Below are 17,188 nucleotides of genomic sequence, written 5' to 3'. Positions count from 1 at the left end.
ACGAGCAGGGAGCGGTTCAGCTGACGCGTTCGATCGCGGCGGCGAGCCGGGTGGTGGAGCGGCCCGGGTGGAACGGCACGGTGACGACCCGGCCACCCCACTCGGCGAGCGTGACGGCCTCGGGGAGCTCGTCCGCGGTGTAGTCGCCGCCTTTCGCCCACACGTCGGGGCGGAAGCGGCGCAGTGCCTCGTCGGGCGTCGTCTCGTCGAACACCACGACGGCGTCGACGCAGTCCAGCGCGAGCAGCAGCTCGACGCGGTCGTCCTGCGTCATGAACGGCCGCTCGGGGCCCTTGAGCTGGCGCACCGAGCTGTCCGAGTTGAGGCAGACGACCAGGCAGTCGCCGAGCGCCCGCGCTGCCGACAGAGTCCTGGCGTGTCCGGCGTGCAGCAGGTCGAAGCAGCCACCGGTCGCGACGACGGTGCCGCCACCGCTCCGGATGCGGTGCACGACCCGCAAGGCGTCGCGGTCGACGCCGGGGACCTCGACCGGTGCGGGCGCGTCGGCGAGGAGCGAGGTGACCCCGCCGGCGGCGAGGTACGCCGAGGCGTCGGCGACCCCGGCCGCGACGGCGTCCGGGACGTCGGACCCGCCGGCCAGCGCGACGGCGACACCGGCGGCGAGCCGGTCACCGGCACCGCAGGGGTCACCGGCGGTGACGGAGGGTGCTGGCAGGAAGCGCGAGTCGAGTCCACGTGCGGTGCGGCGGCCGACGAGCGCCCCGCGGTCGCCGAGCGTGACGGCGACGGCGCGGACGTCCCAGGCGTCGACCAGGGCGGCGGCCGCGTCGGTCGCGAAGGGCACGCCCTCGCCGCCGATCTCGGTGAAGCGCCGGGCCTCGGAGGCGTTGGGCGTGGCGACGGTGATGCCCGCCACGGGGACGGCGCCCTTGGGGTGCGGGTCCCACACGACCGGGGTGTGCTCGGTGGCACGGGCGATGGCCTCGCGCACGGCCGGTGCCGCAGCGACCCCGCGCCCGTAGTCGGCCACGATGACGGCGTCGACGTCGTCGAGCGCCGCGGTCATCTCCGGCGTCGCGGACGGCACCGGGGGCGTGTCGCAGCCCTCGTCGATCCGCACGAGGGCGTGGTCGCCGACGCGCACGCGGGTCTTCACCGGCGTGGCGACGCCGGACGGTCCGGCGACGATGCGGACACCGGGGAGCAGGTCGCGGATCTCGGCTGCACGGGCGTCGTCGGAGAGCACGGTGACGAGCGTGACGTCGTGGCCGTCCTTGGCGAGCATGGTCGCGACGAGCCCGGCACCACCGGCGCGGCGGTCGTCGGTGCGGACGTCGACGACGGGGACGGGTGCGTCGGGGCTCAGGCGTTCGCTGGTGCCCGAGACGTCGACGTCGAGCAGCGTGTCGCCGACGACGGCGATCCGGAGCCGGGCGCTCATCGGCGCACCCCGTGGCGGAGCGCGGGCTCCATCGCGCGGCACAGTGCGTGCACGAGGACGAGCTGGGCCTCCTGCACGTTCGCGGACGGACCGTCGATGCAGATGGCGTCGTCGACCGCGTCGGCGAGCGGGTTCGGGCGGGCACCGGTCAGGGCGATCGCGCGGGCACCGACGGCCCGAGCGGCAGCAGCGGCGGCGAGCAGGTTCGGGCTCTTGCCGCTCGTGCTGAGCAGCACCACGACGTCCCCGGTCCTGGCGTGCGCGCGGACCTGCCGGGCGAACACCTCCTCGAAGCCGTAGTCGTTCCCGATGGCCGTCACCGCGGAGGTCTCGGCGTGCAGGGAGATCGCCGAGTACGCGGGCCGGTCGCCGTCGAAGCGTCCGGTCAGCTCGGAGGTGAGGTGCTGGGCCTCGGCGGCCGAACCGCCGTTGCCCGCGGCGAGGAGCCGACGTCCGGCGACGAGCCGCGACGCGATGTCGTCCGCCCAGGCCGCGATGTGGTCGTGGTGGTCGACGAGCGACGCGATGACGGGCACCGACGCCGTGATGTGGTCGAGCACGGCCTTGGCGCTGTCGCGCAGCTGCTCGGTCGCGCCGATCCCGGTCTGTTCGATGGTCATCGTGCCGTCCTCTCCGTCGCACGCACGGCGCGGGTGGCGCGCGTCGTCGTGGTCGTCCGTGTCCGCGGCGCCGTGGTGGCCCCTCCGCTGATGAGTCGCTCGTACACCCGCTCGGTGTCCGCGGCGACCCGGGTCCACGCGTAGCGGGACTCGACCCGCTCGCGTCCTGCTGCGCCGTAGGCCTCGCGCCGTCCGGGGTCGTCGAGGAGCGCCGTCACGGCCGCCGCGACGGCGGCCTCGTCGCGCGGCGGGACGTGGAGCCCGGTCGCGTCCTCGACGACGGTGTCGATGAGGCCGCCGACCTGCGACGCCACGACGGGTCGGCCGCACGCCATCGCCTCGAGCGGCACGATGCCGAACGGCTCGTACCAGGGCGCACACACGACGACGTCGGCGCTCCGGTACACCGACGGCATGGCGTCCTGGCCGAGCTGGCCGCGGAACGACACGTGGTCACGCACGCCGAGTGACCGGGCGAGGGCATCGAGGCGCTGGTACTCCGGGTCGTCGGCCAGGTCGGCCCCGGCCGTGCCGGCACCGCCGACGATGACGAGTTCGACGTCACGGCCGGCCTGCACGAGCGCGGCGAGGGCGGCGATCGTCGTGCCGACGCCCTTGCGGCGCACCAGACGCGACGCGGTGAGCAGCCGCTCGGTGCGTCCACGCTGCTCCACGGGGCCGTCCGGGCGGAAGCGGTCCACGTCGACGCCGCACGGCACGACCGAGATCGCGTGCAGCGGGACGCCGAGCGCCTTGAGCTCGAACGCCTCGTCGGAGCAGGTGGCGACGACCTGGTCGACGCCACGGCCGACAGCGGGCTCGAGCCATTCGCGCTCGTCCGGGCTGGTGTCCGCCGAGCCCTGGTGGCGCCGCTTCACGACACCGAGCGCGTGGAAGGTCTGCACGATCGGGATCCGGGTGCCGCCGGTGCGCGCCTGCACCTGCGTCACGGCCTCGAGCGCGGCGTGGCCGGACATCCAGAAGTGTCCGTGGACGACGTCGGGGCGGTCCATGAACCACTCGGCGGCCAGCACCTGCGCGAACGTCGCCATGTACGGGAACAGGTCGTCCTTCGGCACGGCACGGGCGGGGCCCGCGTCGACGTGCACGACCTCGACACCGGGACGCAGCATCACCCGGGCGGCGAGCTCGGGGTCGTCGCGGCGCGTGTAGACCGTGACCTCGTGGCCGCGGTCGGCCAGGGCACCGGACAGGGCGGCGACGTGCACGTTCTGGCCGCCGGCGTCGACACCGCCCAGCACCGCGAGCGGGCTGGCGTGTTCGGAGACCATCGCGATCTTCATCGGGTGCTCCCTTCGAGGGCGGGGCTCTGGCCCCGCGTGCGCCGGTGGCGCGTCACGGCGTCGTCGAGGAGCTCGTCCCAGTCGCCGAGGAACCGGGCGAGCGAGTGCCGCGCGAGCGCGGCCTCCCGGGCGACGGCGCCGCGTCGGCGCGCTTCGTCCGGGTCGTCGAGGAGCAGCCGGGAGGCCCGGGTCAGCTCCGTCACGTCGGTCGCGATCGCGCCGGCCTCGGCGGGCACGGTGCGCGACGCGTCGGTCGTCGCGAGCACGAGCACCGGCATGGCCATGTGCATGGCCTCGATGAGCGAGAGGCCGAGCGAGGTCCACCGGTTCGGGTGCAGGTAGGCGCGGCGTTCGGCGAGTGCGGCGTGCATCGGGTCGGGCTTCACGTCGCCGAGCCCGACCAGGCGGTCGCCGAGCCCGAGGTCGGCGAGCCGGTCCGTCCCCATGCCGAACACGTCGACGGGGGCGACCTCGGCGAACCGGGGGAGCAGGTCCGTGCCGACGACGCGGTTGCGGCGCACGGGTTCGTTGATGACGGCACCGAAGCGCTCCAGGGTGCCCGTGTACAGCGGCCCGGGGTCGACGACGCCGTGCTCGACGACGGTGGTCCTCGTGGTGCCGCAGTCCCACATCAGGGCGTTCCAGTGCGTGACGTGCGCGATGGTCAGGTCGTCGCGGTCCTGCATCGGGTGCACGGAGTTCGGCACGTCCACCCGCGGGGCGTTGTGCTCGACGAAGACCGTGGGGACGTCGCGGCCGCCGAGCAGCTCCGCGGCGACGGCTGCCTCCTCGGTGCGCTGCAGCACGACGAGGTCGACGTCGGCGTCGGCGACGTCCTCCGGGGCGATCTCGACGACGTTCGGCCAGTCCCGGCCGCCCGCTCCCAGGCCCCAGCCGTCCCTGGCCGCGGTGGTCGGGACGAGGTACTCGTGCGGCCCGCGGACGAAGGCGTCCATCCAGCCGCCGTGCACGTGCCACAGGAGGATGCGCATGCAGGCCTTTCGTTCGTCGAGCGGGTGGACCGTCGACCGGAGGAGCAGGACAAGGAGAAGGAGAAGGAGAAGCAGTGCCGCACGCTACTGCTCGTCGGCTGCAGCAGTTCGCAGGGTGCTCTGGTTCGTCCGCAGAGCGCACCCGGTCAGCCGCTCGTGGGCGTCGAGCACGTCGTCAGGGGTCACCGAGGTCAGGCACGGGTGCCCGGGGACGGGGCATTCGCGGGCCCGGCTGAGCCGGCAGGGGGCGTCCTGGTCGCCGAGCAGTTCGACGTGCTCGGCGTACGGCGCCCACTTCACCGCGGGCACGACCGGCGAGAACAGGCTGACGATCCGGGCGCCCACCGCGGCGGCGAGGTGGGCCGGCCCGGTGTTGCCGACGACGACGACCTCGGCCCCCGCCAGCACCGCGGCGAGCTCGGCCGGGCTGGTCCGACCGCCCAGGTCGAGCACGGGACTGGTCGTCTCCGTGGCTCCGTCGGCGTCGGCCACGAACGCGGTCAGGTCTCGCTCCCCGGGGGACCCGGTGACGACGACCGGCACGCCGAGGTCCCGGTAGGCGGCGACGAGCGCGCGGTGGGCCTCCGGCGGCCACGACCGCGCCTCGACACTGGCGCCGGGGTGGACGACCACGTAGCGCTCCAGCGCGCCCACGGCGGCCGGCACGGCGACGTCGTGCCGCACCAGGAGCCTGCCGTCGTCGTCCGGCGGCAGCGCGAACCCGGCGGCCTCGGTGATGCGGAGGGCGCGCTCGGGCTCCGGGAGGTCCTCGGGCAGGTCCTCCCCGGGGCGCAGCCGGACGTCGAGCAGCGAGCCGGGGTGGTCGACCGACGCACCGGAGACCCGCCGGACCCCGGCGAGCCGCAGCAGCATCGCCAGGGGGAGCGGCGACTGGTGGAACGACGTGAGCACGACGGCCTCGTCGACCTGCTCCTCGGCGACGAGCGCGCGGAACTCGGCGAGCACGGCGTCGTCGAGCGGCCGAGCGGTCTCCGTGACCCACGGCGCCGCCCAGACCCGCACCCGGTCGATGCCGGGCAGCAGGTCGGCGGCCGGGGCGCCCTGCGGACCGCAGAGCATCGTGACGTGCGACGCCCCCGCGGCGACCGCGCGGACGGCCGGGCCGGCGACCAGGACGTCCCCGAACGAGTCGAGTCGGGCGACGAGCACCCGCGGTCCGGCAGGGTGCCCCTGGTCGCTCATGCCCGGGCCGCTGCCACGCGGGCGAGCGCCAGGTCGACGGCGTCCTCGATGGTGGCCGCGACCGTGGGGGCCGCGTCGACCTCCTCCTGCCGGGTCCGCGGTGTCGGCACCAGGATCGACTGCGCGCCGGCAGCGGCTGCCGCGCCGACGTCCGCGCCGATGTCCCCGATCACGACGAGCTCCGACGCCGGGATCCCGAGCCGTTCGGCGGCCTCGAGCACCAGGCCGGGCCGGGGCTTCCGGCAGACGCAGTCGTCGCCGGAGCCGTGTGGGCAGACGCACCAGACGTCGAAGGGCCCGACGAGCTCGTCCACGCGGGCGTTCGTCGCGTCGACCTGCTCGCGGGTGGCACCGCCCCGGGCGATGACCGACTGGTTCGTGACGACCCCGACCGACAGTCCGGCGGCGCGGGCACGCTCGACCGCCCGGTGCGCACCGGGGACGGGCACCACCTCGTCCGGGTCGGCGTTGTAGGGGACGTCGATGACCAGGGTGTCGTCACGGTCGAAGAGGAGACCGCGCACGACACGGTCCACGGAGAGAGCCATGCCCTGAGTTCTACCAAGGACGTCGGACGCCGGCGGCAGGAAGGCCACGGACCGCGCGTCCCGGGCGTGGCTGCGGCGGTGCCGCTAGCGTCGACCGGGTGACCGCCCTCGAAGCCCTGCCCCCGTCCGACGGCCGCCCGGAACTCGTCGTGCTCCGCGCGATCAAGCTCGGCGACCTGCTGGTGGCCGTCCCCGCGCTGCACGCCATCCGTCGGGCCTTCCCCGACCACCGCATCAGCCTCGCCACGACCGCCTGGCTCGCCCCGGTCGTCGAGCTCATCCCGGACGTCGACGTGCACCTCGCGCAGCAGGGCTTCGACCACCCGATCGGCGTGCCGGCCGGCGTCACCGACGTCGCCGTGAACCTGCACGGCGCCGGCCCGGAGTCGCAGGACCTCGTCGACGCACTCGGCGCCCGGCTCGTCATCGCCCACGGCGGCTCCGAGGGGCCGGCCTGGGAGACGGGTCCGGTCAACGAGCGGGAACGCTGGGCCGGCCTGCTCACCGCACACGGGTACCAGGCCGACGCGGACGACGTCGCCATCGCGCGCCCGGCCGAGCCGGCCGTCGTCGCGGGCGCGGCCGTCGTGCACGTCGGTGCCTTCCACGGTGCCCGGCACTGGCCCGTCGACCGCTTCGCCGAGGTGGTGCGCGGACTGCAGGAGCGCGGCTTCCACGTCGTCCTGACTGGAGGCTCGGCGGACGTCGAGCGCGCAGCCGCCGTCGCCGACGCGGTCGGCCTGGCACCGGAGGCCGTCCTGGCCGGCGTCCTGGACCTGCAGCCGTTCGCCGCCGTCGTCGCCGCGGCACGGCTCGTCGTGACCGTCGACACCGGCGCCGCGCACCTGGCGTCGGCGTACGGGATCCCGTCCGTGGTGCTCTTCGGCCCGGCCCCGCCCGAGTCCTGGGGACCGCCGGCGACCGGGCCGCATGTCGTGCTCACGGACGCGTCGGTGCGGCGCGGTGACGTCTTCGCCGAGGACCCCGACCCCGCGATCCTCGCCGTCCACGCCGTCGACGTGCTCGGGGCCGTGGACGACCTCGGCGTGCTGCCCGACCTGCGCACGACGGGGACGACCGACCGGTAGCGTCGAGGGGCGGCACCGGATCGTCCGGCGGCCGCGGAGGGAGCACCCGTGTTCGAAGCGGCCAACATCCGGGACTGGATCGGCCTGCCGGTCGTCGACGAGAGCGACGACAAGGTCGGCAACCTCGAGAGCATCTACTACGACACCGCGACGTCCGAGCCCGCGTTCGGCTCGGTCACCACCGGTGTGATGGGCTTCACGAAGCTCGTGTTCGTGCCCCTGGTCGGTGCGACCGTCACCCCGAAGCACCTCAGCGTGACGTTCGGCAAGAAGCTCATCAAGGACGCCCCGACGATCGCGACGGACGGCGAGCTCACGGCGGAGCTCGAGCCCGAGGTGTTCGCGCACTACGGCCTCGAGTACCGCACGGGCAGCGGCGGCGAACGGCGACTCGGCCGACGCTGAGCGCCCCGCGGGTAGGGTGATCGTCCCCGACCACCCGACCCGCACCCGAGGGACCCGCCCTGTTCCGCTCCGCCCGCTCGACGCTGCTCGCCGCCCTGGCGCTCGTCGCCGTGCTCGCGGCCGGGGCGGTCGTCCCGGCACCGGCGTCGGCGGCACCGTCCTGGCCTGTCCCACAGCCGTACCGGGTGTCGTCGCCGCCTGCCGAGGCGCTCGACGGCCTCCCCCCGGGCAGCGAGTACGTCGCCCTCGGTGACTCGTACTCGGCCGGGTACGGCCTGGCCGACCCCACCCGACTGCCGGTCTCCGCGTGCGGGCAGTCCGCCAGGGACTACCCCCACCGGATCGCCGCCCGGTTCGGGCTCGCGCTGCAGGACGTCACCTGCGGCGGGGCCACGAGCGAGGACGTCACCGACCGGCACCAGTTCACGGGCGTCCCCCCGCAGATCGAGGCGCTCTCGGCACGGACGCGGCTCGTCACGCTGACGATCGGCGGCAACGACGCCGACCTGTTCGGCACGGCGGCGTCCTGCCTGGCCCTGACCGCGAAGGGCCCGGTGTTCTCCGGTCGCGACGCCTCGTCCTGCCGCAGCACCCTCGTGCACGACGGCGAGGACCAGCTCGGCACCAAGGTCCAGTCCCGCGTGGCGCTCGGCATCGCGGACACCCTCGCGGCGATCCGCCAGGCCGCACCGAACGCCCGCGTGCTGTTCCTCGGCTACCCGGCGATCTTCCCCGACGCCCAGCACACCCCGGCGAAGGGGTGCTTCCGCGCCGGGCTCGACCTCGGCACGCTCACGGGGTCCTTCCCGCGGAACACGTACCCGTTCACGGACACCGACGTCGAGTACCTGCACGGCGTGCAGGAGGAGCTGGATGACGTCGCCCGGACCGCTGCCACCGCGGCAGGCGTCCGCTACCTCGACCTGTTCCGCACGACGCAGGGGCGGACGGGGTGCGCGCGGTCGGGCGCGTACGTGTCCGGCGTCACCCTCGACTCCACGAACGGCTTCCGTCGGATCGACCTGGAGCCGGGCGCCCTGCACCCGAACGAGCGGGGCGTCGCCTGGCTGACCCGTCAGGTCGCGGCGGAGCTCCGCGCCGTCGCCGGCTGAGCCACTCGCTCACCAGCGGGCGGCGAGCCAGTCCAGCGCCGCCGGGACGCCCGCCAGCACCGAGACGTGGCCGGCGCGCGGTCGCTCGTGCAGCACGGCCCCGGGCACCGCTGCGGCGATCATCCGGCCGTGCGACATCGGGACGACCCGGTCGTCCGTGCCCTGTTCGACGAGTGTCGGGACGCGGACGTCGGCGAGCGCGAAGCCCCAGTCGGTGACGAACGCCCGGTCGTCGTCGGCGCTGCCCACGCGACCCGTCTCGTCCGCGGCCTGCGCGTCCTGCCCGAGCGCCGCCCACGCGCCGTCGAGCGCTGCCCAGTCCTCGTCGGTGAACTGCGCGGGGTCGAAGCCGGCGGTGTCCGCCCAGGCGAGCCGAGCCTCCCGTCCGACGGCCGCTGCACGGAGGCCGCCGTCGTCGGCCATGCCGTCCCACCAGGTGGGCGTGTCGACGAACGGGGCGGGGGAGGCGAACGTCGCGACTCCGGTGACCCGGTGCGGAAGGAGGGCTGCCGCGGCGAGCGCGTGTGGCCCACCGCCGGACCCGCCGATCGCGGCGACGCGGTCGATGCCCAGGGCGTCGATGACCTGTGCGAGGTCGCGGGCACCGTCGGCGACGCTGCGACCCGGCAGCGGGTCGGCGCCGCCGAAGCCGGGGCGGGTGACGGCGACCAGGCGGAGGCCGCGTTCCGTGGCGGCGGCGAGCACCGGGGCGAGGTGGGCGCCGGTGTGCGGGGTCTCGTGGTGCCAGACGACGGCACGGCTGCCCGACCCCGGGCCGGTGTCGGCGACGAGGACCGTGCGACCGTCGGCCAGGTGCAGGGGCGTCATGCGGGCGAGCGTAGCCTCGGGGCGTGGTGCGGAGTGCGGGGCTGTTGCTGTACCGGACCGGTGCGTCCGGCACCCAGGTCTTCATCGCGCACATGGGCGGTCCGTTCTGGCGTCGGCGCGAGCGCGCGTGGTCGGTCCCGAAGGGCGAGTACACCGACGAACCGCCGCTCGAGGCCGCGCTGCGGGAGTTCCACGAGGAGATCGGCGTCCCGGCGCCGGACGTGCCGTGGACGGAGCTCGGGGAGTTCCGGCAGGCCTCCGGCAAGCGTGTCGTGGTGTTCGCCGGTGCGGCGCCGTCCTTCTCGGTCGCCGTGGTTCGCAGCAACACCGTGCGCCTCGAGCTGCCACGGGGTTCCGGCCGGTTCGTCGAGGTACCGGAGATCGATGACGCCCGGTGGGTGGACGTCGACGACGCCCGGGTGATGCTCGTCGCCGGGCAGGTCGCGGCGGTGGACACGCTCGTCGAGCGGTGCGCAGACCGGCCGGGCGCGTAACAGGCGCATCTCGATCCGTGCCCCGTCGGGGTGTGGTCGCTACCCTGAGGGAGCGTCGAGGCAGGTCGGCGCCTGGCCAGGGGAGAACGCATGCGCCGCTGGCGGACGATGACAGCCGGGTTGACCGGGATCGTCCTCGGAGCCGGGCTCGCGCTCGGGGGAGCGACCACCGCCTCGGCCGCGACGGCCGGGCACTGGGGAGCGTTCGCGCTCAGCGGGACGAGCAGGGCCTACACGGGGACGATGACGTTGCCCGGGTTCCCGAAGACGACGTTCACGTCGAACTCGCGGCAGTCGGCCCCGATCAGTGGCGCGTCCACGTGGCAGGGCCCGAACACCGGCCCCGGTGCGGTGTACGGCTCGAGCAGGGGCTTCTCCTACCTCAACCAGCGGCCACTCGCCGACCAGCCGCGCCCGGCGAGTGCGTCGACGACGACGTACACCTTCGCGGGCGGCACGCCCGGAGCCGGCGGATGGTCCTTCGTGCTCGGTGACGTCGACGCCGACCAGGCGACCGTCTCCGCGACCCTGCCCGGCGGCGCCCCGGCCTCGGTCGCCCAGCTCGGCTTCCAGAGCTCGTACAACTCCTGCTCGTCGGTGACCGCCGGCGGGTGGAGCTGCTCGCCGGACCCCGGCGGGGTGCCGGCCGGCCAGGACACCCCCACGTGGGACCCGGCCACCGGCGTGCTGACCGGCAACGACGCCGCGAACGACACCGCGGGGGCGACGGCCTGGTTCACGCCGACCGTGCCGCTCGCCACCCTGACGATCACGTACCAGCAGCGCAGCGGCCTGCCCGTCTACCAGACCTGGTTCGCCAACCAGACGTCGTCGCTCTCCGGTGTCGCGACCATCGACGGCACACCGTTGCCGGACACCGTCGTCACCGTGACGGCGCCCAACGGCACCGAGTACACGACCACCACCGACGACAGCGGCGCGTACACCTTCGACGCGCTGACGCAGGCGGACGGCTACCGGGTCGCCATCGCCACCCCGGACAACGCGACGGAGCAGACGGCTCCCGGCACGGTCTCGCTGCGCGCCGACGTGACGAACGCCGACTTCGCGTTCGTCACCCCGCCGGGCACCGTGGCCGTCACCGGGACCGTGGTCGACACGACCGGCGCTCCCGTCGCCGACGCGGCCGTCACGATCACCGACCAGGCCACCGGCGCCACGCTCGCCGAGACGGTGACGGACGCGGACGGCGCGTACGCCGCCCCGGGTCTCCCCGCGGCCACGGCCGTGGTCGCCACGGTCGCAGGTGCCACACCGGTCACCGCGACCACCGGTGCCGACGGCGCCGACCCCGTGGTCATCGCGCCTATCGTGGTCCAGGCCGCGACGCTGTCGACCATCAGTGGCCGGGTCACCCTCGACGGTGCGGCATCCGCCGACCGCGTGCTCGTCGAGCTCGTCCAGGACGGCACGGTGGTCGCCACGACCGATGCTGCCGCCGACGGCACCTACGCGTTCCGCGTCCAGCCCGGCACCTACACGGTGCGCACGACGGCTCCGGCGGACGGCGCCACCGGGCCCACCGAGGTCGCCGTCACCACCACGGCCGACGGCACCACGACCGCGGACTTCCCGTTCGTGACGCCGGTCCCGACCACCGCTTCGCAGGCCGGCACGGTCACGTCCTCCGCCGGCACGCCGCTCGCCGGCACGACCGTCACCGCGACCCCCGTCGACGTGACGTCCGGCGTGGAGGTCACCGCGACCACGGGCGCGGACGGCACCTACGACCTGACCGGGCTGACGCCGGGGACGCCCTACCGCGTCTCGGTGGCCGGGACCACCCCGCAGGACGTCACGACCGAGGCCAGCGGTGCCGCACCGACGCCGCTCGACTTCGTCGTGCCGGTGCCGACGGTCGACCAGCCGGGCACCGTGACCGACGCCGTCGGTGCCGCCGCGGCGGACGTCCCGGTCGTCGCGACGCCGACGGAGGACGGTGCAGGCGACGCCGTGACGACGACGACGACCGCTGCGGACGGCACGTTCGACCTGACCGGGCTGCGGCCGTCGACGTCGTACTCGGTCGTGGCGGGCTCCGGTGACCAGGCCAGCGAGCCCCAGGTCGTCGTCACCCCCGCCAGCGGATCCGGCACGCCGCTGTCGATCACGCTCGCGGCGGTCACCCCGACGCCGTCGACGCCCCCGACGCCCGGTGGTGGCACGGGCGGTGGCGGCACGGGCGCTGGCGGGACGGGCGCTGGCACGGTCGGTGGTGGCACCACGCCGGGCTCCTCGTCCGGTGGGTCGACGTCCGGCTCGCTCGCCTTCACGGGTGCGGAGATCGCGCCCGCGGCGATCGCAGCCGGGATCCTCGTGCTGCTCGGTGCCGGACTGCTGACCTTCCGAGCCGCACGCAACCGCCGCCGCACGGAGCACCTGCAGGACTGACGCCCGCGCTGCGGGGGCGAGCCGGGCCTCCTGGCCGACGTGCCGCACGCGCACGGCGCCGCACCGCACCGGCGGACGGACACAGCACCACGGATCTCCGTGGTGCTGTGTCCGTTCCCTGGTTCGCGGCAGGCGCCCGCCGGGCCCGCTCGCTGACCCGACTGCACTCGCACAACGGAAGACGGCTCGCGCCACGGAATCCCGTGGCGCGAGCCGTCTTCCGCGGTGCTCCGCCGAACAGCGCCGGGCACCCGCGCCGCACGTGCCGCGTGCCGGGCACCCGCGCCGCTCCTGCCGCGTGCCGTGCCGTGCACCCGCGCTACTCGTGCACGCGCCGCGTCCGCTGCGAGCCCGTCACCGTGGCGACCGAGCCCGTCATCGTCTGGATCGCCCGGCTGATCGTCGGGATCGACGTGGTGACGACGGCGAGGGAGGACGTGATCGCCTCGATCGACGAGGTCGACAGGTGCTCCTGGTGCGATGAGTGCACCGGGAAGCCCCGACGCGCCGCGACGACCACGCCGAGGGACCCGAGCAGCACGACGGCCCCGGCGATGGGCAGCGTCTGCATGCCCGTCATCCCGAGCACCTGGCCGCCGATCGCCGCACCGCCCGCGATCCCGATGTTCGACGCCCCGTTGACCAGCGCGCCGGCGATGTCGGGCGAGACGCCTCCGGCACGGATCGCCGCCGCCATGAAGAGCGTGCCCGTGGTGCCGTTCGCCGCCATCCACACGCCGGCCACGACCATCGTCCCGACGATCGACCCGTGGACGAACGGCAGCGCGACGAAGGACGCCGCCATCACCGCGACCGCGACGATGAGCGTCTGCCGGGGTGCACTGTCGACGAACACGCCGGCCAGCCACAGCCCGATGACCCCGGTGCCGCCGAGGACCAGCAGCGCGCCGCTGACCAGGCCCGTGTCGAGACCGGCGTCGATCGCGTAGGGGCCGACGTACGTGTAGACGATGTAGTGCCCGGCGAAGAGCAGCAGGTCGGCCACGACCACGGCGAGCAGCCCGGTGCGGGCCCATGCTCGCGGCGACCCGATGTGCGGCGACGACGTGCCGCGGACGGCCGGCAGGAACACGGCTGCGACGACGGCGAGTGCCGCGGCGCACACGGCCACGGAGCCGACAGCCGGGCGCCACCCGATCGACTGGCCGACCCCGGTGGCGAGCGGCACGCCGATCACGAAGCCGAGCGAGCTGCCCGAGTAGACGAACGCGATCGCGCGGCCGGCGAGGCGCGGGGGCACGATCCGGGTGGCGTACGCCGACGCGACGGAGAAGAACAGGGCGTGTGCGACGCCGCCGACCACACGTCCGGCGCAGACCACGGCGAACGACGGCGCGAGGGCGACCATCAGGTTCGACACGGCGTAGCCCACCAGGGTCGCGACGAGGACGGCCTTCCGGGGCAGCCGCGCCGTGAAGGACGTCAGCGGCAGCGCCAGGATCGCCACGGCCGCGGCGTACACGGTGATGACGATCCCCATCTGCGACTCGGTGACGCCGAGGTCGCGGCTCATGGTGCCGAGCAGCCCGACGGGCATCAGCTCGGTGGTGATCGCGAAGAACGTGGCGAGGCCGAGGACGGCGATGCCGACAACGGCCTTCGAGGTCAGGACGGACGTCGTGACCGACGACGTGGTCGACGTGGTCGACGTGGTGGTGACGGACGCGGTGCTCGTGGACACGGGGCTGACCTCCTCGGGACGTGGTGGAGCGCGCGACGGGTTCGTCACGTCGACGACACCACGACCTGGTCGGTCGGGCAGTGCGCGCTCGCGGGTGGGATGTGTGGTTGGTCACTCCACGGCGAGTGCGATCCATCCAGTGTGACACGGGACCGCGCAGGAACGCGAGGGCACGGAGGAACTTCGAAGGAGCGCTCCAACGGGCCTGGTGTCAGAACTCGTTCGTCACCGTGCCGCGCACCCCGCCGCCGACCAGGTCGACCGTCAGTGTGCCGCTCAGGGACGACGCCGACAGCGACACGGACCCGTGCAGCGCGTCCTGCCGCGGGTAGCACGCGCTCGTCGCGTGTCGGCGGTCAGCGGTCGCGACGAGGCAGATCGTCGCCCGGTCCGTGCCGACCCCGGCCCACACCGTCCAGGGCGTGGCAGCGTCGTCCCCGCTGAGCGACCGGTTCGTGAACACGAGTCGTGTCGTGTGCAGGCTGACGGGCGCCTCGAACGCCCCGGGCAGCTGGTCGGCGTAGGTCTGCGGGGCGTCCAGCACCTGCTCGAGCGTCACCGACCCGGCCGTGGGCGTCACCGACGGCGACGAGGGTGTGACCGGGTGGGCGGTCCCGATGACGAGCCCCGTCCCGAAGGCGACGACCACCACGGCCGCGACCCCGCCTGCCACCCACGGACGTGCCAGCGCCCACCGCGCCAGTCGGAGGGGCCTGGCCCACGGCCGTCCGGGTGCCGCGGACGGCTCGGCCTCCTGGTCGCCGCGGTCGTCCGGCTCGCGGTCCGGCACGTCACCAGGGCCGTCCTGGAGGCTCGGGTCGGCCTGGTCTCGCCGCTCCGCCTGCACGACACGCTCCGCCTCCACGACACGTTCCGCCTCCACGACACCGGTCGCGTCGGGCGTCACCGCTGCGCGGACCCGTCCATGCCCGCGCTGCAGGTCCCCGAGCGCGATCCGGGCCCGCGCCGCCTCGGCTTCGCTCGATCCGACGCCCCAGGCGATGCCCTCGAGGCGCGCGCGTTCGATCGCCGTGTCGCGGTCGTCGTCGGCCATGCGCACTCCCGGGCTCCGGTCGTTGCTGTCATCGGTGTCGATGTCGGTGTTCATGCTGGCACTCGGGCTGCTCCGGCGCGCACCCAGATCGGGGGGAGTACGCCGGGGACATGACCGACGCACGCGAGCCTGACCCCGAGACCCTCGAGCCACTGAGCCACGACACCCAGTCCGGCGAGGCCGACTACGTCGCGACGAGCCCCGGTGGCAGCGGCACCGAGCGCCACGTCCCGCTCCCGTCGGAGGAGCAGGGCCGCGACACCGAGTACGACCCCGTCGACGAGGGCCCGAAGCACGAGGGCTGAGCGGCCTCAGCGCACCAGCCGCCGCAGCACCGCCCGCTCGCCGAGGGTCCACGTGGCACTCGTCACGACGTAGAGCGCTGCGGCCAGCGGCGCGATCGCGGCGAACCCGACCGTCAGGAAGGGTGCCCACCGACCGATGGCCGTCGCCGCTGCAGCGCCGGGCACCTCGGTGTCCGGTGCCGCCACCGGGTTCCAGTGCAGGGCTGACCGACGCGTGGCCTCGACCACGACGGTGAGCACGACGAGCAGCACGACCACCACCCACGCGTGCACCCACAGCGGCGACGTGACGACGGCCACCAGGGACTGTCCGAGCGGCACCCCGGCGAGCGTGGCCTCGAGCAGGGCGTTCGTCGTCCCCGCGATGCTCGTGTGCGTGAAGAGGGCGTACAGCAGCGACACGACCGGCGCCTGGGCGAGGACGGGCAGGCAGCCGGCGAGGGGTGACACGTGCTCGGCGGTGTACAGCTCCTGCACGGCACGCTGCAGCCGCTCCCGGTCTGCACCGTGGCGCTGCCGGAGGGCTGCCAGCCGGGGGGCGAGGCGGCGGCGGTCACGCTCCGCCCGGACCTGCAGGACGGACAGCGGCACGAGCGCGGCACGCACCAGGAGGGTGACGAGCACGACGGCGAGCGCCGCGGCGAGCGGCCCCGCGACGGGGGAGAGCGCTCCGGAGAGCGTGGCGAGCAGGTCGGCGCCGAGCTGCAGCAGCGTGCTGACGACGGGCAGGGTGGAGAGGTCCATGACGGTTCCGTTCGAGTGGGGTGGTCGGGGTCACGTGAGCGACCCGCCACCGTTCGATCGGCGTCAGGTCGCGCGGACCACCCCAGGGGCCCTCGGGCGCGCGTGTCCAGCGGCGTCGGGGTGGCTCCACGCGATCCGCGTGACGACGTCGACCGGGCGGTCGGCCTCGGACGGTGCCGGCCCGACCCGGATCCCGAGCACCAGGGCGACCACCTGCGCGACGACCACCGCGGCGGCGACGGCTGCGACGCCGAGGGCGGCCACGGCGAGCAGCGGCAGGACGCCCGTGGTGGGGTCGACGGCGAGCAGCGCGGCGACTGCGCGCAGGATCACCTCGATGACGGTCATGGTCCGTTCAGCCTAAGCCCCGCGCGCCGCGGTCCGCTGGTCGGTCCGGCACGGGAGGATCACCGCATGACCTCCCCGAGCACCCCCGCGACGCTGGCGCTGGAGCGTGCGGGCGTGCCGTTCGTCCCACACGTCTACGAGCACCACGAGACGGCGACGAACTTCGGCGAAGAGGCGGCTGCCGCGCTCGGGCTCCGCGAGGAGCAGGTCTTCAAGACGCTCGTCGTGTCCGTGGACGGCGCGTTGGCGGTGGCGATCGTCCCCGTGGCGAACCGGCTCGACCTCAAGGCCATCGCCGCGGCGGTCGGCGGCAAGAAGGCGAGCCTCGCCGACCCCGCCCTGGCGGAGAAGCGCACGGGGTACGTCGTCGGGGGCATCAGCCCCGTCGGGCAGCGCTCGAAGATCCGCACGGTGCTCGACGCGTCGGCCGCCGACTACCCGACGATCTTCGTGTCCGGCGGGCGTCGGGGTTTCGACATCGAGATCGCCCCCGCGGACCTCCTCCGCGTCACGGAAGCGACCACGGCGGCCATCGCGCGGACCTGAGTCGGGTCGGCGCAACTTTCTTCCACGACCGGGAATGCCCCGGTACCCCCTGCGTTGCATTGAGTCGAAGGCACTCAAGTA

Annotated in this window: 18 protein-coding genes; 7 read left to right on the top strand and 11 right to left on the bottom strand. The window is 74.6% G+C overall.

What is annotated here, in order from left to right:
- Positions 1-16: 16 nt before the first annotated feature.
- The 6 genes from ITJ54_RS02445 to ITJ54_RS02420 form a co-directional block, all read right to left on the bottom strand.
- Positions 17-1,402 carry a PfkB family carbohydrate kinase gene (locus tag ITJ54_RS02445; protein WP_194625709.1) on the bottom strand — a complete coding sequence of 462 codons (1,386 nt, stop codon included), beginning with the start codon at positions 1,400-1,402 and terminating at the stop codon, positions 17-19.
- Entirely contained in the window at positions 1,399-2,022 is a 624-nt protein-coding gene (locus ITJ54_RS02440; RefSeq protein WP_194625708.1) for a D-sedoheptulose-7-phosphate isomerase, read from the bottom strand. Before ITJ54_RS02440 ends, ITJ54_RS02445 begins: the two co-directional genes overlap by 4 nt.
- Entirely contained in the window at positions 2,019-3,326 is a 1,308-nt protein-coding gene (locus ITJ54_RS02435) for a glycosyltransferase (RefSeq protein WP_194625707.1), read from the bottom strand. The genes ITJ54_RS02440 and ITJ54_RS02435 overlap by 4 nt, the downstream gene beginning before the upstream one ends.
- Positions 3,323-4,318: a glycosyltransferase gene (locus tag ITJ54_RS02430; RefSeq protein WP_194625706.1), complete on the bottom strand. Its 996-nt coding sequence runs from the start codon at positions 4,316-4,318 to the stop codon at positions 3,323-3,325. The genes ITJ54_RS02435 and ITJ54_RS02430 overlap by 4 nt, the downstream gene beginning before the upstream one ends.
- 84 nt (positions 4,319-4,402) lie before the next feature.
- Positions 4,403-5,521: a glycosyltransferase family 9 protein gene (locus tag ITJ54_RS02425; RefSeq protein WP_194625705.1), complete on the bottom strand. Its 1,119-nt coding sequence runs from the start codon at positions 5,519-5,521 to the stop codon at positions 4,403-4,405.
- The gene (locus ITJ54_RS02420) at positions 5,518-6,069 is read right to left on the bottom strand and encodes a D-glycero-alpha-D-manno-heptose-1,7-bisphosphate 7-phosphatase (protein ID WP_194625704.1); all 552 of its coding nucleotides are present in this window, start codon (positions 6,067-6,069) and stop codon (positions 5,518-5,520) included. Before ITJ54_RS02420 ends, ITJ54_RS02425 begins: the two co-directional genes overlap by 4 nt.
- Before the next feature lie 98 nt (positions 6,070-6,167).
- On the opposite strand from ITJ54_RS02420, the gene ITJ54_RS02415 reads away from it, so the two are divergent.
- The 3 genes from ITJ54_RS02415 (at position 6,168) to ITJ54_RS02405 (ending at position 8,674) form a co-directional block, all read left to right on the top strand.
- Entirely contained in the window at positions 6,168-7,157 is a 990-nt protein-coding gene (locus ITJ54_RS02415; RefSeq protein WP_194625703.1) for a glycosyltransferase family 9 protein, read from the top strand.
- A 48-nt stretch (positions 7,158-7,205) separates the two neighbouring features.
- Positions 7,206-7,562: a PRC-barrel domain-containing protein gene (locus tag ITJ54_RS02410; RefSeq protein WP_194625702.1), complete on the top strand. Its 357-nt coding sequence runs from the start codon at positions 7,206-7,208 to the stop codon at positions 7,560-7,562.
- A gap of 185 nt (positions 7,563-7,747) precedes the next feature.
- On the top strand, positions 7,748-8,674 hold the full coding sequence (locus ITJ54_RS02405; protein WP_194625701.1) for an SGNH/GDSL hydrolase family protein: 927 nt from the start codon (positions 7,748-7,750) through the stop codon (positions 8,672-8,674).
- A 9-nt stretch (positions 8,675-8,683) separates the two neighbouring features.
- Here the strand turns inward: ITJ54_RS02405 and ITJ54_RS02400 are convergent, their stop codons facing one another.
- Positions 8,684-9,502, bottom strand: coding sequence for an alpha/beta fold hydrolase (locus ITJ54_RS02400; protein ID WP_194625700.1), 819 nt, complete (start codon positions 9,500-9,502; stop codon positions 8,684-8,686).
- A 23-nt stretch (positions 9,503-9,525) separates the two neighbouring features.
- On the opposite strand from ITJ54_RS02400, the gene ITJ54_RS02395 reads away from it, so the two are divergent.
- Positions 9,526-9,996 (top strand): NUDIX domain-containing protein, encoded by a 471-nt coding sequence (locus ITJ54_RS02395; protein ID WP_194625699.1) that lies wholly within the window; start codon positions 9,526-9,528, stop codon positions 9,994-9,996.
- Between the two features lie 90 nt (positions 9,997-10,086).
- Entirely contained in the window at positions 10,087-12,408 is a 2,322-nt protein-coding gene (locus tag ITJ54_RS02390; RefSeq protein WP_194625698.1) for a carboxypeptidase-like regulatory domain-containing protein, read from the top strand.
- Positions 12,409-12,727: 319 nt separating this feature from the next.
- On the opposite strand, the gene ITJ54_RS02385 is transcribed toward ITJ54_RS02390, so the two are convergent.
- Together ITJ54_RS02385 and ITJ54_RS02380 are read right to left on the bottom strand one after the other, a co-directional pair.
- Entirely contained in the window at positions 12,728-14,110 is a 1,383-nt protein-coding gene (locus ITJ54_RS02385; protein ID WP_194625697.1) for an MFS transporter, read from the bottom strand.
- Positions 14,111-14,321: 211 nt separating this feature from the next.
- Positions 14,322-15,218 carry a hypothetical protein gene (locus ITJ54_RS02380; RefSeq protein WP_194625696.1) on the bottom strand — a complete coding sequence of 299 codons (897 nt, stop codon included), beginning with the start codon at positions 15,216-15,218 and terminating at the stop codon, positions 14,322-14,324.
- A 56-nt stretch (positions 15,219-15,274) separates the two neighbouring features.
- Here ITJ54_RS02380 and ITJ54_RS02375 point away from each other — a divergent pair, with 56 nt between their 5' ends.
- The gene (locus tag ITJ54_RS02375; RefSeq protein WP_071275455.1) at positions 15,275-15,469 is read left to right on the top strand and encodes a hypothetical protein; all 195 of its coding nucleotides are present in this window, start codon (positions 15,275-15,277) and stop codon (positions 15,467-15,469) included.
- A gap of 6 nt (positions 15,470-15,475) precedes the next feature.
- Here ITJ54_RS02375 and yidC read toward each other — a convergent pair whose 3' ends face one another.
- The gene (yidC, locus tag ITJ54_RS02370) at positions 15,476-16,213 is read right to left on the bottom strand and encodes a membrane protein insertase YidC (protein WP_194625695.1); all 738 of its coding nucleotides are present in this window, start codon (positions 16,211-16,213) and stop codon (positions 15,476-15,478) included.
- A gap of 63 nt (positions 16,214-16,276) precedes the next feature.
- Positions 16,277-16,561, bottom strand: a complete 285-nt coding sequence (locus ITJ54_RS02365; protein WP_194625694.1) for a DUF6412 domain-containing protein — start codon at positions 16,559-16,561, stop codon at positions 16,277-16,279.
- A gap of 66 nt (positions 16,562-16,627) precedes the next feature.
- Here ITJ54_RS02365 and ybaK point away from each other — a divergent pair, with 66 nt between their 5' ends.
- Positions 16,628-17,107, top strand: coding sequence for a Cys-tRNA(Pro) deacylase (gene ybaK / locus ITJ54_RS02360; RefSeq protein WP_194625693.1), 480 nt, complete (start codon positions 16,628-16,630; stop codon positions 17,105-17,107).
- Positions 17,108-17,188: the final 81 nt, after the last annotated feature.

The sequence above is a fragment of the Curtobacterium sp. VKM Ac-2865 genome (assembly GCF_015350905.1).
Taxonomy (GTDB): Bacteria; Actinomycetota; Actinomycetes; order Actinomycetales; family Microbacteriaceae; genus Curtobacterium.
The sequence above is the reverse complement of the archived record's forward strand: the minus strand, read 5'-3'. Positions and strand labels throughout refer to the sequence as shown.

Excerpts from the sequence above, each read along its gene's own strand:
- ITJ54_RS02445 (WP_194625709.1), bottom strand. The coding sequence starts at position 1,402 with ATGAGCGCCCGGCTCCGGATCGCCGTCGTCGGCGACACGCTGCTCGAC.
- ITJ54_RS02440 (WP_194625708.1), bottom strand. The coding sequence starts at position 2,022 with ATGACCATCGAACAGACCGGGATCGGCGCGACCGAGCAGCTGCGCGAC.
- ITJ54_RS02435 (WP_194625707.1), bottom strand. The coding sequence starts at position 3,326 with ATGAAGATCGCGATGGTCTCCGAACACGCCAGCCCGCTCGCGGTGCTG.
- ITJ54_RS02430 (WP_194625706.1), bottom strand. The coding sequence starts at position 4,318 with ATGCGCATCCTCCTGTGGCACGTGCACGGCGGCTGGATGGACGCCTTC.
- ITJ54_RS02425 (WP_194625705.1), bottom strand. The coding sequence starts at position 5,521 with ATGAGCGACCAGGGGCACCCTGCCGGACCGCGGGTGCTCGTCGCCCGA.
- ITJ54_RS02420 (WP_194625704.1), bottom strand. The coding sequence starts at position 6,069 with ATGGCTCTCTCCGTGGACCGTGTCGTGCGCGGTCTCCTCTTCGACCGT.
- ITJ54_RS02400 (WP_194625700.1), bottom strand. The coding sequence starts at position 9,502 with ATGACGCCCCTGCACCTGGCCGACGGTCGCACGGTCCTCGTCGCCGAC.
- ITJ54_RS02390 (WP_194625698.1), top strand. The coding sequence starts at position 10,087 with ATGCGCCGCTGGCGGACGATGACAGCCGGGTTGACCGGGATCGTCCTC.
- ITJ54_RS02380 (WP_194625696.1), bottom strand. The coding sequence starts at position 15,218 with ATGAACACCGACATCGACACCGATGACAGCAACGACCGGAGCCCGGGA.
- ITJ54_RS02375 (WP_071275455.1), top strand. The coding sequence starts at position 15,275 with ATGACCGACGCACGCGAGCCTGACCCCGAGACCCTCGAGCCACTGAGC.
- yidC (WP_194625695.1), bottom strand. The coding sequence starts at position 16,213 with ATGGACCTCTCCACCCTGCCCGTCGTCAGCACGCTGCTGCAGCTCGGC.
- ITJ54_RS02365 (WP_194625694.1), bottom strand. The coding sequence starts at position 16,561 with ATGACCGTCATCGAGGTGATCCTGCGCGCAGTCGCCGCGCTGCTCGCC.
- ybaK (WP_194625693.1), top strand. The coding sequence starts at position 16,628 with ATGACCTCCCCGAGCACCCCCGCGACGCTGGCGCTGGAGCGTGCGGGC.